The following is a 14,276-nucleotide window of genomic DNA, read 5'->3' as shown; positions in this document are numbered from 1 at the left end:
CCCATTAGAATTTGAACTGGTCGACATTCTCTTTGGTAAATACTGCCGGCGCTCCGAGCAGCAGTACGCCGATTTTGCTATCAAACTTCACCGGCTCGGCGAAACCTGGCACGCGGTTTTCGGCGCTAAAGGCTTTGCCATCAATCAGCTGCTTACCGGCCCACACCGTCAGATAGCCAAGCTTCTCGGGATCCCACAGCACCGTGTAACCAAAAGCACCGCTTTTCAGATAGGCGCGCGCGGTGTTCGGGCTACAAAAACCGCTGCCGATCACCTTGCCATTCTTACCGGCGGTTTCAATGGCCTGCGCGACGCCAGGGCAAGTGGTCGACGCCATGGCGATCAAGCCTTTAAGATCCGGATTGGCGGACATTAAATCGGTGGCGATCTGTGCCGCGCGGCTGGCGGAGCCACCGGCATATTGCGGTTTAAGCAAAGTAATGTGGGGATATTTGCTTTTCACCCGCTGCTGCATGAAGCCGATCCAGCTATTGAGATTAGATGCGGTGGCTTCACCGGAAACGATGCCGATTTTGCCGCGTTCGCCAACGCGTTTGACCATCTCGTCAATGATGGTTTCGCCCAATCCCTGATCGGTAGCCTGCGCGACATATACCGGACGCCCGCTGTCAGGGGCATCGCTGTCGCTGGTAAACAAATGCACATTATTCGCTTTCGCCTGCGCCAGTACCGGCGCAATGCTGGACGCATCCAGCACGCTGATGCCGATCGCGTTAACCTTCTGTGCAATCAGGTTCTGCACGATCTGCAGTTGATCCATTGGATTGGTGTCTACCGGACCGCTATAGACAAACTCGACGCCCAGATCGCTGGCCGCGCGTTTACCGCCCGCTTCCATCGCCTGGAAATAGGGAATGCCGATAATCTGTGGCACAAAGGCCACTTTTTCTGCGGCGAGGGAATAACCTGAAAACAGTAATGAGAGAGAACAGACTGCAGTAGCAATTCGACGCATTTTATTTCCCCTGGTTAATGGCAGAGCAATTACTGATTCTCAAACACGCGTGCATCGGGATGCGCGCCGGTAATGAGTGAAACGATTTCATCGGGTGAGGTTTCGGCGTGACGCCGCTCGGCAATTTTTCGTCCACGGCGGAACACCACCATGCGATCGGCCACCGCGAACACATCACTGATGTTGTGGCTGATCAGCACCACGGCGCAGCCGCGCGCCGCGAGTCGCCGCGTCAGCTGTAATACTTTTTGCGTTTCTGCAACGGCCAACGCGGCAGTTGGCTCATCCATAATCACCAGCTGCGCGTTGAGGTTGAGCGCGCGGCAGATCGCCACCGCCTGGCGCTGTCCGCCGGAGAGACTGCCGACCGACGCTTCGGCATCGGAGATATGCGCGTCAAGATCCTTTAACAGCTGATCGACCTGCTCACGCATCTCGCGTCGGCGTAGAAAAGGAATGCCCAGCACGCGGCGCTTGAGCTCACGGCCAAGGAAAACGTTCTCGGCAATGCTAAGGTTCTCCGCCAGCGCCAGCTCCTGATAAATGGTGGCGATGCCGTGTTCTGCAGCCTGGCGCGGCGAGGTGAATTTCACCGACTGGCCGTCAATCCACAGTTCGCCGTCGCTGGCGCTATAAGCACCCGACAGCACTTTGGTAAAGGTGGATTTCCCTGCGCCGTTATCGCCGAGCAGCGCCAGCACTTCGCCGCGATGAATGGTGAGATTGACCTGGTTAAGTGCCGTTAAGGCACCGAAGCGTTTGCAGATATTGCGCGCCTCAATAAAACACGTCGTCATCTTCTCTCCCCAGCGCTGAGATAGGCGGCGCTGTGGAAATCGATTTCCCACTGCAGCACCTGGCCGTAGAGAATGGATAAGCGGTTTTTTTCTGCCTCACTAAGATCCTGTGCACAGCGATCCAGCTCGGCTTTCAGCCACAGCGCCTGCTGATGAAACTCCTCTTCAGCATGCATATCGACCCAGCGACGGATGTCGTCATCCAGCAGCGGTTGGGCACTGACGCGTGCGCACCAGTGGTAATACATCCACTCGGCACCAAACATCAGCGTGATGATCTCGGCAAAACTGCCCTGCTTTGCGACGTTTAACATGCCATCGCGAAACGCCGTCACGCCCGGCAAATCATCCGGATAATCCGCCGTATTGATGTTGCGCCGCGCCAGCACCGCTTCAAACCAGGCAATTTGCGTATCTACCAGCGCATTTAACACGCCTATTAACCAGCGCTGCTGGCGAATATCCGGCGCTTTACTCACTGCCAGCGCAAAGATATTGATGGCAGTGGCGACAAAGTTGCCTTCAAACACCAGATAGCGATTAAACACGGCGTCAGGCAGCTGATTGCGCTCGATATCCTGCACAAACTGATGCTGTTGCATCGCCAGCCATAGTGTTTGATGCTGCTGCAAAAGCTCATCAGAGAAGCCTTTCATCACGCCTCCTCCAGCGCCGCTTGCGCCACGGACATGAAGTGTTTGACGCGTGCAAGCTCAACCTCATTCCACCACACGCCATCCACTTTCAGCGTGCTGGCGACGATTACGCCCTGCGTGCGTTCAAGGATCTGGCAGATGTTGGCGGGTGTTACGCCGGAACCAACCAGCAGCGGCAGCTCGGTAGCCGCACGGATTTCGTCGATTTCATCCAGCGTGGCGCTGTCGCCGGTGCGTTGCCCGGTGGCGATCACCGCATCCGCGTCAAAGAAATCCACGTCCCGCGTGAGCTCCTGAATGGAGCGGTCGGCAACAATCGCATGGCTGCCGTGTTTGACATGGCTATCGGCAAACACGCGGATATGTTCGGCCCGCAGCTGACTACGGTAACGCAGCGCTTTTGCCGCCGCGCCTTCAATAAATCCTTCATTGGCGATATAGGCATTAGCCCACTGATTCACACGAACAAAATCAGCGCCGCCCGCCAGAGCGGTAGCAAAAGCAGGAATGGCGGCGTTGGCCAGCACATTAATACCGAGTGGTACGCCAAAACGTTCGCGAATTTTTTCCGTAATGACCGCCATAAAGGCAGCGGTTTCCGGACCAATATCCTCTGGTTTGGCAAAAGGAATATCACCGTGATTTTCTACGATCAAACCATGTACACCACCCGATATATAATTTTCGGCATCACGCAGCGCACGCTCAATAATAGCGGGGAGCGGCTTACCTTGATATTTAGGCGCCCCCGGAAAAGCCTCGCAATGAATAACACCTATCACCGCTTTCTTCCTGGAAAAAATATCTTGTATTGCGCTACTTTTTCCTGCTGATATAGAAACCATCTTCTTCACCTTATTAATGAGAACCATTATGCGAATTTATGTTGCAGGTAATATTGTTGTTGATGAAACCTGGTCCATTAACGATTTGCCACAAAAGGGCGCGTCTATCCATGGCGTAAAAACATCGCAGGATATTGGCGGCAAAGGCGCTAATCAGGCGATTGTTATTTCACGCTGCGGTATCGATACACGTTTAATTGCCGCAATAGGCGACGACAGCAATGGACGCTGGATTCGTGAGAATATCGCTCATGAACCGGTGACACTTTTTCCCACTGAATATTCATCCCCTCACAGTGACGCCTCAATTATTTTAAACAGCAGCGATGGTGACAATGCCATTATTACCACCACCGCAGCGGCCGATGCCTTAACGGTGGAGATGATTCTGCCCTATTTAGCCGATGCCGCTCCGGGTGATATTTTGCTGCAGCAAGGCAATTTCTCCATAGAGAAAACCCGCGCGCTGTTCAGCTGGGCAAAAACCAGAGGGATGAAAACTGTGTTTAATCCCTCACCGGTCAATCCTGACTTCGCGCAACTTTGGCCGCTGGTCGATATTGCCGTTGTGAACCAGCTGGAAGCCGATTTATTGCAACCGGCTGGCGTCAGCACCCTCATCGTTACTCAGGGCGCTGCCGGTGCGCTGCTTTTCACCGCCACGCAACGCAGCTTTTGCCCCGCCTCACCGACGCAGGCGGTGGACAGCACCGGTGCGGGCGATACCTTCCTCGCCGTGCTGCTGGCGTCTGCGCTCCTGCGCGGCGTGGAACCCGATCGGCTTGCTTTACAACATGCCAGCCAGGCAGCCGCCATCACCGTGAGCCGTACCGGCACCGTGACGGCTTTCCCTACGCAACAGGAACTCGCCGCGCTGCTAGCTACGCGCAGCGAGTAACCGGTTACTTGAACAGCGGACGATAAGTATCGACGTTCGCTTTGGTCACCACGGTGGCTGGAACCAGAATGGTTTTACTCACCGTTTTCCCTGCCGACAGCGTGTTGAGGGCTTTCAGCGCCTCTTCGCCCATCTTTTTCGGATCCTGCTGCAGCACAGCAGTAACGTAACCGCCATCAATGCCGCTGATGGCTTTGGCCGTCAGATCCCAACCGAAGACTTTGATCGCTTTCTGCCGTCCCTGGTTTTCCACGGCGGCAATCGCGCCCAGCAGGGCCGGTTCTCCGGTGGCATAAATTGCCGTTAAATCAGGATTGCCGGTGATAAGGTTTTCCGCTGCCGTCATGGCGTTGTCCTGGATATTCTGACCATCCACCACATCGGCAACGGTGATGTTGCTGTTGCTCTTGATGGTCTCTTCAAAGCCTTTCTGACGCTGGTTCTGGATCGCCGAATTAAGGGCACCGACAATGCCCAGGCGTGCCTTGCCGCCCATCTCTTTCGCCACGTAATCGACAAAATATTTACCGAGTATTTTTCCGCCTTCCAGATTATCCACACCAACCTGTGACGCTTGTGGACCCGCTGGTAATACCGCATCAATGGCAATTACGGGAATGTTCGCGGCAGCGGCTTCTTTAATCGCCGGCATAATTCCGTTGACGTCAATAGCATCAACCAGAATGCCTTTCACACCTTGCTGAATATAGTTTTCAATTGCATCGTTCTGCGCAACCGGATTATCGGTGGCATTGAAAATAACCAGATCTTTACCACTGGCTTTAGCGGCTTCTTGCGCGCCCTGATTCATCAGATTAAAGAATAATGCCTGCTGATTAATTTGCACTAAGGCATAAGTTGGTGCGGCTTGCGCCAGGGAAAAAAGGGAACCCGCAGAAATTAAGCCTGTAGCCAAAACCAATGAACGCAGTTTTCCGGTGAAAGATAACATCATGGTGTTCCTCGTCGGGAATAAATAATAATCAGCGTTTCCCAGCGTTAAGACACTGAGATTATTTTTGGCGGGCAAATATCGATGGATATGCTGTTCACACTGCGCAGGTGCAGTGTTTTTAAAACACCCTGCTTACGTTTTTTCGGCAACCCATCCGCTAGGAATACCTGGTGAAATAACGAAAGTCAGTTTGGGAATGGATTCCCGGTACTGCGGTAAACTGTGCATACAATTCGCTGAGTGACTTTTTTTGTCAAGTGTTTATTTATGCATCAGTGGGCAAAGGAAAGCGCTGTATCAGCCGCGCTTAAGTGTGTTACAGATATTGGTGTGGATAAAAACGCATCCTATTGCGACTCCGCGCGTTATTGTGAGGTCGCCATAAATGGCGACCCTACGATTGATCGGCACGTTTTGTAGGGTCGCCATTCATGGCGACCGAGAAATGGCGACCCTACGATTAATCGGCACGTTTTGTAGGGTCGCCATTCATGGCGACCGAGAAATGGCGACCTTACGATTGATCGGCACGTTTTGTAGAGCCGCCATTCATGGCGACCGATAAATCACTATGGCGAGGAACATGAGTACAAAACGCGTGTTGTTATCTGACGTGGCGAAATTAGCAGGGCTCTCCAAGGCCACGGTCTCTCGCTATCTGAATCACAGCATTGTGTTGCCGCAGGAGACGATTGACCGCATTGAAGCTGCCATTCACCAGCTCGATTATCGCGGCAACAGCCTGGCGCGACGCCTGAGCAAAGGCGGCAGCGAAACCCTGGGTTTAGTGCTGCCCGATATCACCAACTCCTTCTTCGCTGAACTGGCCGACGCGGCAGAAGAGGCGGCGTCAGCGCGCGGTTACAGTTTGGTACTCTGCATCACCCGCAACAATCCCGACAAAGAGGCGCAGTTCATTCGCTGGCTGGACACACGCCAGGTCGATGGCCTGCTGTTTACCACCAACCGTCCAGATAACGGCTTGTTGCGTAAAGAGATGCAGCGTCATCAGCATATAGTATTACTCGATGAAGATATTCCCGGCAGCAGCGTACCAAAAGTATTTGCCGACAACGTGCAAGGCGGGCGTATCGCGACTGAACAGCTGATCGCTGCGGGACATCGTCATATCGCCTTTATTGGCGGTCCGGAACAGCTGATGAGCGTGCGCGAACGTTATCTCGGCTTCTGCACCGCGATGAAGCAGGCCGGTTTGTCGGTACCCGACGCATGGGTCATGTACGGTAACTACGAGCGTGAGTTTGGTCAGCAGGCTTTGCAGCAGCTGTTCAGCCAGTCTCAACGCCCCTCCGCCGTGTTTGCCGCCAGTGATTATCTGGTGCTGGGCTTGCTGGATGGCTTACGTGCCAGCGGCCTTCAGGCCCCCGCTGCACTTTCACTGGTTGGCTTTGATGACGCCAACTACACCGACCTGACGCAGCCGCGCATCTCCACCATTCGCCAACCCGCCCGGGAACTGGGTTATACCGCGGTAGATATCATGCTGCGCCTGCTCAACAACGAAGCCAATATTCCATTGGAAACTCGCTTGCCGGTCGAATGGGTTGGCCGCGATTCGATCCAACTCTGCTGCCCCTGAACCATAATGGCGCAAAATTGCACAGCTTTGGCGCAAAAGATGATCAAAAATCACCAGCGCATTGCCTTTTAGTAAACCGGTTTACCTCGCTACGCACATTTAACCTATTGAATTAAAGATATTTTTGCCCTCACAATACTGGCTAAATTATAACCTGGCACAGAAACTGCAATATTCCTCCCGGCAAACAAATATCGTTGTATCCAGAGCCAGCACGTATCAGGTTATGTTGTATCTGGCAGGTAAACCGGTTTACTAGCATGTGAGCCGCGCCAGATCCGACCTTTCCCGCTGACTAACAATTGTCCCGGTAACCGCAATGGGAGTGATCAGATGCAGCAGCCACACGCTACCCCGGCACGGGTAGAAATGATTAACATCACCAAAACTTACGGTTCGATACGATCCCTGCGCGGCGTGAATTTGCAGCTGGCGCCAGGGGAAGTGCTGGGATTGGTGGGCGATAACGGTGCGGGCAAATCAACCCTGACCAAAGTGCTCTCCGGCGCGGTGGTGCCCACCAGCGGTGCTATTCGCATCGACGGTGAGCAGCAGCACTTCACCAATCCGGCGGATTCGCGCCGTTGTCACATTGAGATGGTCTACCAGGATTTATCGCTGTGCGACACGGTGGATGTCGCCGGTAATCTGTTTATGGGCCGCGAGCCAATGAAATCGGTGCTCGGCATCCCTTTTCTCGATCAGGCCAAAATGCATGCCGAAGCACGCGATATGCTGAAAGGTTTGGGTATTTCGATTCCCGATACGCGTTTGCTGGTGCGCAATTTATCCGGCGGCCAACGGCAGGCGATTGCTATTGCCCGCGCCGCCGCCTTCGATCCGAAAGTGCTGATCATGGATGAGCCGACCGCTGCGTTAGCCGTAGCGGAAGTGGAAGCGGTGCTGGAGCTGATACGGCGCGTCTCTGCGCGCGGGGTTAGCGTCATACTCATCACCCATCGTCTGCAGGATCTGTTCCTGGTGTGCGACCGCATTATGGTGATGTACGAAGGCACCAACGTAGCGGATCGCCGCGTAGCGGATACCAGCCTGAGCGATATCGTTAATTTGATTGTGGGTGAGAAATTTACCGCTCATTCGGCGGCTGCACACTGAGGTAATGGGATGAGCATCATGAATTTAAGCAGTTCGCGCATGATTCAGCATTCGCTACCGCGTCGCCTGCTGCATAACCATTCGGGCGTGGTGAGCATTGCGCTGTTTTTCATCTTTTGCTGCGTGGTGTTTTCGCTGATCACCAGCAACTTTCTCACCAGCACTAACTGGCTGAATATCATTCGGCAAAGTGCTCCGCTGCTGATCGTAGCAACCGCAATGACGTTGGTGATCACTACCGGCGGCATTGATTTGTCGGTGGGTTCGACGCTGGCGCTGGTTGGCGCACTATCCGCTATCGCGCTTAACAACTGGGGCTTATCCTGGCCAGTGGTGCTGATCGGTGGATTGCTGCTGGGCGGATTAGTTGGCGCCATCAATGGCTTCTTTATTGCCTTTGAGGGAATTCCGGCGTTTATCGTCACTCTGGCCACGCTGGCGGTGGTGCGCGGAGTGGCATTGCTGGTCACGCAAGGTTATTCAATTCCGGTGCCGGCCGACAGCTTGTTTACCTTTATGGGGCGCGCCTGGGTGCTTGGCGTTCCGATGCCCGCGCTGATTGGCATCGTAGTCCTGTTTGCCGGGCATATTGTGCTGAACCATATGCGTTTTGGCCGCTACGTTACGGCGATTGGCGCCAATGCGGAAGGTGCACGTCGCAGCGGTATCAACACCAAAGTGGTGACCATGAAGGTCTATATCATTAGCGGCATGGCAGCGGCGCTGGCGGGGATGATCATTACCGCGCGTCTCGGCAGCGGCTCATCCAATCAGGGTGAAGGCTTTGAACTGCAGGTGATTGCTGCCGTGGTGCTGGGCAGCACCAGCCTGTTTGGCGGCTTTGGCACCATTATTGGCACACTGCTGGGCGCGCTGTCGATTGCCATCATCCAGAACGGACTGATTCTGTCGCACATCTCGCCGTTCTATACGCAAATCGCGACGGGCACCATCATTCTGCTCGCCATCTGGCTGAATACCCGCATTCTCAACCCCGCCCGCGCGCCGGCAAAAGGATAGCCCATGAAAGGATCGATTTTCCGTCATGCCGATCCGTTACCGCTTGGCGTTACAAGTGGCTACGTGATGACGGTTTTAGGACCGCTACCGCTGGCTGAGATGGGCGTGACCTTGATGCACGAACACATTCTGCTCGATGCGTCCGGTAAATGGGTGCCGCCCTGCTGTTGCAGCGATCGTCATATTGCCGAGATGCCAGTCAAGATTGAGAACCTCGGCGAACTGGCCATGAACCCGCTGATGAGCCGCGATAACTGCCAACTGTTTGACGTCGACCTGGCGATTGAAGAGTTGATGAAGTACCGCGCGTTGGGGGGTGAAACCATTATTGATCCAACCAATATCGGCATTGGCCGCGACCCGAAGGGCTTACAGCGTATCGCCCGCTTAACCGGTCTCAACATCGTGATGGGCACTGGACTTTACCTCGAGCCCTCGCATCCCGCATGGGTGAAAAGCATCAGCGTGGAGCAGCTTAGCGAAAAATTGATCTTTGATCTCGGTGGCGCAGCGGAAAAACCGGAGGTGATTGCCGGACTGATCGGTGAAATCGGTATCTCCAGCCGCTTTACCGCTGATGAAGAGAAATCGTTGCGCGCGGCGGGACGTGCCAGTGCGGCAACCGGCGTGCCGATTCAGGTGCATCTGCCGGGTTGGGAACGTTTAGGCCATAAGGTGCTGGATATCTTGCAGCAGGAAGGCGCCGATCTGCGTCACACCGTGCTGTGCCATATGAATCCTAGCTTTGCCGATAAACGCTATCAGCGTGAACTGGCCGATCGCGGGGTGTTCCTTGAATACGACATGATCGGCATGAGCTATTACTACGCCGATGAATCGGCGCAATCACCTTCCGATGAAGAGAACGCGCGCGCCATCTGCGAATTGATCGATGACGGCTACCTCCAGCAAATTTTGCTGTCGCAGGATGTGTTTCTGAAAACCATGCTGACGCGCTTTGGCGGCCACGGTTATGGCTACATCCTCAAACATTTTGTCCCGCGCCTGAAACGTCACGGCGTCAGCGGCGAACAACTCGAAACCTTATTGATTGCTAACCCGCAGCGCGTATTTGGCGGGTGAAAGGGAAAATTATCATGCAGAAACAAGTCTTGCTGGTGGGCGAATCCTGGACCAGCACCTCGAACCACATCAAAGGCTTTGACCAATTCTCCACCGCCACCTGGCATACCGGCGCCAGCGATTTTATCGCGGCGTTAAAGGAGAGCGATTACGCCGTCACGCACATGCCGGCACACGCTGCGGCCACCGATTTCCCACTCACGCTGGAAGGATTGCAGCAGTGGGATGTGATTATTCTTTCGGATATTGGTGCCAATACGCTGCTGCTGCATCCCGATACCTGGCTAAAAAGCCGTCGCACCGCCAACCGCTTATCGCTGATCCACGATTACGTGGCGGCGGGCGGCAGCCTGATGATGATTGGTGGTTACTTCAGTTTTCAGGGTATCAATGGCGGTGCGCGCTTCCGCCATACGCTGGTGGAAAAAGTCCTGCCGGTGCGCTGCCTCGCCTGGGATGATCGTGTTGAAACGCCCGAAGGATCGACCCTGGAGATGACGCAGCCGCATGCGGTATTCAACAATATTTCCGGCGAATGGCCGTGGATGCTGGGATACAACGAAGTGGAGATGCAGCCTGAAGGTACGCTGCTGGCGACCGTTGCTGGCACCGCGCATCCATTATTAGCGGTGCGTGAATATGAAAAAGGCCGATCGCTGGTGTGGACCAGCGATATGTCGGCACACTGGCTACCGCAAGAGTTTACGCAATGGCCCGGCTATCGCCAGCTGTGGATTAACTGCTTCGACTGGCTAACGGAGCGCGCCTGATGCCTCCCGCTTCGATCGCCCTTACCCAACATTTGCTCGGTTTCGATACGATCAATCCGCCCGGTAATGAAGCGGCGTGCATGCAGTTTTTGGCCGATTGGCTGAGCGAGCGAGGTTTTGCGGTTAACCTGTCGTCTTTTGGTGCTGGCCGCAGCAATCTGATTGCGCATCTTCACGGCGCATCGCCCGGAAAACCGCTGGCGTTTACCGGCCATCTGGATACTGTGCCGCTCGGCAATCAACCCTGGCAACACGATCCTTTTGGCTCGGATATCGTGGCCGATCGGCTTTATGGACGCGGTTCGAGTGATATGAAAGCGGCGATAGCGGCTTTTGCTTTCGCCTGCCTCCAGCAGCAAACGGCGATTCGTGCCGGGCGCGGCGTGGTTCTGCTGATCACCGGCGGTGAAGAAACGGGCTGTGAAGGCGCGCGGTCGCTAATTGATGCCGGCACGTTGCCGGAAATTGGGGCCCTAATCGTCGGCGAACCGACAGCCAATTATCCGGTGATTGGGCATAAAGGTGCACTGTGGCTTCGCTGCGAGACGCGCGGAAAAACCGCCCATGGCGCGATGCCGGAACTGGGAATTAACGCTATTTACCTCGCGGCTGATGCGTTAGGCAAAATCCGCCACTTTTCTCCCGGCGCACAGCATCCGTTGATGAAGCAGCCCACGCTGAATGTCGGACGGATTCAGGGCGGTTTAAACATTAACTCGGTGCCGGATCGCACGGCATTTGATGTTGATATTCGCAGCGCGCCGAATTTGCAACACGCAACAATTCGCCAGCGGTTAGCGGCTATGCTCGGAGAAGAAGTGCAGATCACCACCCTGGTCGATTTGCCTGCCGTATTGAGTTCCGAAGAGAATCAGTGGATCCAATCGGTCTATCGTCGCTGCCAGACGCTTTTCACGCAGCCGTTAGCCGCGCGCGTGGTGCCCTACTTTACCGATGCTTCGCTGCTGCTGCCCGCGCTGGGTAATCCGCCATGTATTATATTAGGCCCGGGCGAACCGACGATGGCGCACCAGACCGATGAGTATTGTTTGTTGAGTAAGCTGGGGGAAGCCGAGCAGTTATATGGGCAGATTATTGCGGATTGGATGAAGGTATAGAAGCGGTCGCCATGAATGGCGGAATGTCGCTCACTTAACCTATTTATACAGGTGCGCATCAATGCGCACCCTACGAAAGCCCCGCACTATTAACGTAGGGTCGCCATTGATGGCGACCTGCGGGATTGCTGGGTGCACAATCCTGCCCACCCAGCATTTTCCTCAGAAACGATAGGTCGCGGATACCGAGACGTTACGCGGCTCACCGTAAACAATCCCGCCGTTGCCGACGTTGTTGTCGTACTCTTTGTCGAACAGGTTGTTGATGTTCGCTTGCAGCGAAACGTTTTTGGTCACGTCGTAGCGCGCGAACAGATCCACCAGCGAATAGCTGCCCTGGCGTGCACGCCAGGTGCCGTTGCCTTCCGGACCGGCAAGATCGCTGTAAGTCTTCGATTGCCAGGTCACACCACCACCGACAGTCAGCGCCTCTAGCATCGGCAAGCGATAGCTGGTGAAGAGATTGAATGACGTGCGCGGCAGCTGCGAATTGTAATTTTCGCCCTCACGATCTTCCGCCACATAGCTGGTTCCGCCGAAGGTCATCTGCCAGTTATCCGTCACCGCGCCGTTCACCTCGAACTCAACGCCACGGCTCACAACGCCGCTTTTACCTACATAGATCGCATTACCGGTTTCAGGGTTGGTTTGTCCTGTGGCTTCACCGACGTTATCCAGTTCGGTGCGGAATACCGAAATTGAGGTGGTCAGGCGACTGTTAAACCAATCCGACTTCACCCCCGCTTCGTAGTTTTTACCAATCACTGGCGCCAGGAATCCGCCTGAAGAATCCTGGTAATCCTGCGGCTGGAACACCGAAGTGTAGCTGGCATACGCTGACCAATTATCGTAGAAGTCCCAAATCACGCCGCCATATGGCGTGATGTTGTTCTTCTCCATCTCTTCCGTCAGCGTCTGACGATTCCAGTTGGTATAACGCGCGCCCAGGATCACATGTAGCGGATCGGCCAGCGAAATGCGGGTTGCCAGATAAGCAGACTTCTGACGCACCAGCTGGGTATCCGAAGCGGGTTCGCGTGGATTCCAGTCAGACTCCGGGAAGTTACCGTTGTAATCGTAGAAATTACCCAGTTGCGCCGGTGAAATATTGGTCCAGGCACTGTAGTACTTATTATCCTGACGGCTGTAATTGATGCCCAGCATCAACTCATGCTGACGGCCAAACATCTCATACGGGCCGCTGGCAAAGGCATCCACCGCATCCACTTTACGTTTACCCGTGTTGTAGCCAGTACCGCCGACGGCGTCATAAGCATAAGAGGCAGGATACTGATTGACGGCAACGCCGGTGTCTTTATTGATATAGCTATCGATATACAGTTGCTTACTATCCAGAGTCATCTGGTTATGCGTGCCGTTAAGCGTGATGTTCCAGCCGTTATCAAAGTTTTGCTGCAGGTTAATAAAGACTTTATTGTTTTCTTTATTGTTATAAGCCCAATCCGGCGCGGTGTTATAACCACGGCGCAGTTTCACCTGCGAGCCGTCGGTATACCAGCGGGGTGAACCACCCCACATTGGCGAATCGGTATTCACCTGACTGAACTCATAGCCTACCGACAATTTCGTGGCATCGGTCAGATCGGCATCGACTACGCCATAGACGAACTTCTTGTCTGCGCCGTAGCGTTCGATATAGCTGTTTTTGTCTTCATAGCCCGTCACCAGGCGTCCACGCACGTTACCTTCTGGCGACAGCGGCGCAGAGAGGTCCGCAACGTAACGCTGCTTATTCCAGCTGCCGTAGCTGGCAGAAACACTGCCGGTGAACGCTTTGCTATCGGCGTGCTTGCGCACCATGTTGATTGAAGCGGAGGGATTGCCCGGTCCGGTCAGCAAACCTGTGGCGCCGCGAACCACTTCAACGCGTTCATACAGCGCCATATCGCTCTGCGCATCACCCAGATTCCAGCGCGAAGCGAAAGCGGTTGGGATGCCATCGACCATGTAGTTGTCGATCATAAAACCGCGCGAATAGTAGTTGGTGCGATCCATATCACCCGAGACGCCGTGAATGCCGGTGGTATTCGACAACACATCATTCAGCGATTGCAGCTGCTGATCGTCCATCCGCTGCTTGCTAACAATCGAAACCGATTGCGGAATATCGCGCGCGGTCAGCGCCATTTTGGTACCGGCACGCGTCACGGGAACGCTGTAATCTTTGGCGGCCTGCTCTTGCTGATCCGCGCTGGCGCTGGCATCAACGTTCAGAGTCTGTTCGGGAGGGGTGGATTCCGCTGCTTGCGCGATACCCGACGCAATCAACATAGCCAGTAAAGAGAGACGCAGCGCACGCTGAGGCACACTGCCGGGTTTCCTGACGCGCAAATCTTCGAAAGACATACGATTCCTCAATCAACTTATCGTTATTTTTTTCGGCATCGCAGCGTCTGCGGAACGAAGAACAGTAAGGATGCC

Annotated in this window: 13 protein-coding genes; 7 read left to right on the top strand and 6 right to left on the bottom strand. The window is 54.6% G+C overall.

The annotated features are described in order from the left end of the window. Positions 1–4: 4 nt before the first annotated feature. Genes AC07WB_RS20505 through AC07WB_RS20490 form a run of 4 tightly spaced genes read right to left on the bottom strand, consistent with a single transcriptional unit; the run spans position 5 to position 3,274 of the window. Positions 5–976 carry an autoinducer 2 ABC transporter substrate-binding protein gene (locus AC07WB_RS20505; protein ID WP_494941183.1) on the bottom strand — a complete coding sequence of 324 codons (972 nt, stop codon included), beginning with the start codon at positions 974–976 and terminating at the stop codon, positions 5–7. Between the two features lie 29 nt (positions 977–1,005). Beyond that, entirely contained in the window at positions 1,006–1,773 is a 768-nt protein-coding gene (locus tag AC07WB_RS20500; protein ID WP_097097765.1) for an ATP-binding cassette domain-containing protein, read from the bottom strand. Beyond that, positions 1,770–2,429: a TenA family protein gene (locus AC07WB_RS20495; RefSeq protein ID WP_097097764.1), complete on the bottom strand. Its 660-nt coding sequence runs from the start codon at positions 2,427–2,429 to the stop codon at positions 1,770–1,772. Before AC07WB_RS20495 ends, AC07WB_RS20500 begins: the two co-directional genes overlap by 4 nt. Continuing rightward, entirely contained in the window at positions 2,429–3,274 is an 846-nt protein-coding gene (locus tag AC07WB_RS20490; RefSeq protein ID WP_494941182.1) for a BtpA/SgcQ family protein, read from the bottom strand. The genes AC07WB_RS20495 and AC07WB_RS20490 overlap by 1 nt, the downstream gene beginning before the upstream one ends. A gap of 28 nt (positions 3,275–3,302) precedes the next feature. Here AC07WB_RS20490 and AC07WB_RS20485 point away from each other — a divergent pair, with 28 nt between their 5' ends. Beyond that, entirely contained in the window at positions 3,303–4,172 is an 870-nt protein-coding gene (locus AC07WB_RS20485) for a PfkB family carbohydrate kinase (protein ID WP_494941181.1), read from the top strand. Between the two features lie 4 nt (positions 4,173–4,176). Here AC07WB_RS20485 and AC07WB_RS20480 read toward each other — a convergent pair whose 3' ends face one another. Further along, complete coding sequence (locus tag AC07WB_RS20480; RefSeq protein WP_097097761.1) at positions 4,177–5,127, bottom strand: ABC transporter substrate-binding protein; 951 nt, start codon at positions 5,125–5,127, stop codon at positions 4,177–4,179. A gap of 571 nt (positions 5,128–5,698) precedes the next feature. Here AC07WB_RS20480 and AC07WB_RS20475 point away from each other — a divergent pair. The 6 genes from AC07WB_RS20475 (at position 5,699) to AC07WB_RS20450 (ending at position 11,834) form a co-directional block, all read left to right on the top strand. Beyond that, a complete protein-coding gene (locus tag AC07WB_RS20475; RefSeq protein WP_494941180.1) occupies positions 5,699–6,727 on the top strand; it encodes a LacI family DNA-binding transcriptional regulator in 1,029 nt (342 codons plus the stop codon). 369 nt (positions 6,728–7,096) lie between these two features. Then, on the top strand, positions 7,097–7,843 hold the full coding sequence (locus tag AC07WB_RS20470; protein WP_176519248.1) for an ATP-binding cassette domain-containing protein: 747 nt from the start codon (positions 7,097–7,099) through the stop codon (positions 7,841–7,843). A gap of 18 nt (positions 7,844–7,861) precedes the next feature. Further along, positions 7,862–8,863: an ABC transporter permease gene (locus tag AC07WB_RS20465; RefSeq protein WP_494941179.1), complete on the top strand. Its 1,002-nt coding sequence runs from the start codon at positions 7,862–7,864 to the stop codon at positions 8,861–8,863. A gap of 3 nt (positions 8,864–8,866) precedes the next feature. Then, positions 8,867–9,946: a phosphotriesterase family protein gene (locus tag AC07WB_RS20460; RefSeq protein ID WP_494941178.1), complete on the top strand. Its 1,080-nt coding sequence runs from the start codon at positions 8,867–8,869 to the stop codon at positions 9,944–9,946. A gap of 14 nt (positions 9,947–9,960) precedes the next feature. Then, the gene (locus tag AC07WB_RS20455; protein ID WP_097097756.1) at positions 9,961–10,716 is read left to right on the top strand and encodes a glutamine amidotransferase; all 756 of its coding nucleotides are present in this window, start codon (positions 9,961–9,963) and stop codon (positions 10,714–10,716) included. Further along, positions 10,716–11,834, top strand: a complete 1,119-nt coding sequence (locus AC07WB_RS20450; protein ID WP_494941177.1) for a M20 family metallopeptidase — start codon at positions 10,716–10,718, stop codon at positions 11,832–11,834. The genes AC07WB_RS20455 and AC07WB_RS20450 overlap by 1 nt, the downstream gene beginning before the upstream one ends. Before the next feature lie 162 nt (positions 11,835–11,996). Here the strand turns inward: AC07WB_RS20450 and fhuE are convergent, their stop codons facing one another. After that, positions 11,997–14,201 (bottom strand): ferric-rhodotorulic acid/ferric-coprogen receptor FhuE, encoded by a 2,205-nt coding sequence (fhuE, locus tag AC07WB_RS20445; RefSeq protein WP_494941176.1) that lies wholly within the window; start codon positions 14,199–14,201, stop codon positions 11,997–11,999. Positions 14,202–14,276: the final 75 nt, after the last annotated feature.

Source organism: Pantoea sp. GW821-FHT03E06 (assembly GCF_059420725.1).
Note: the sequence above shows the minus strand (reverse complement) of the source record. Positions and strands in the feature narration are given on the sequence as shown.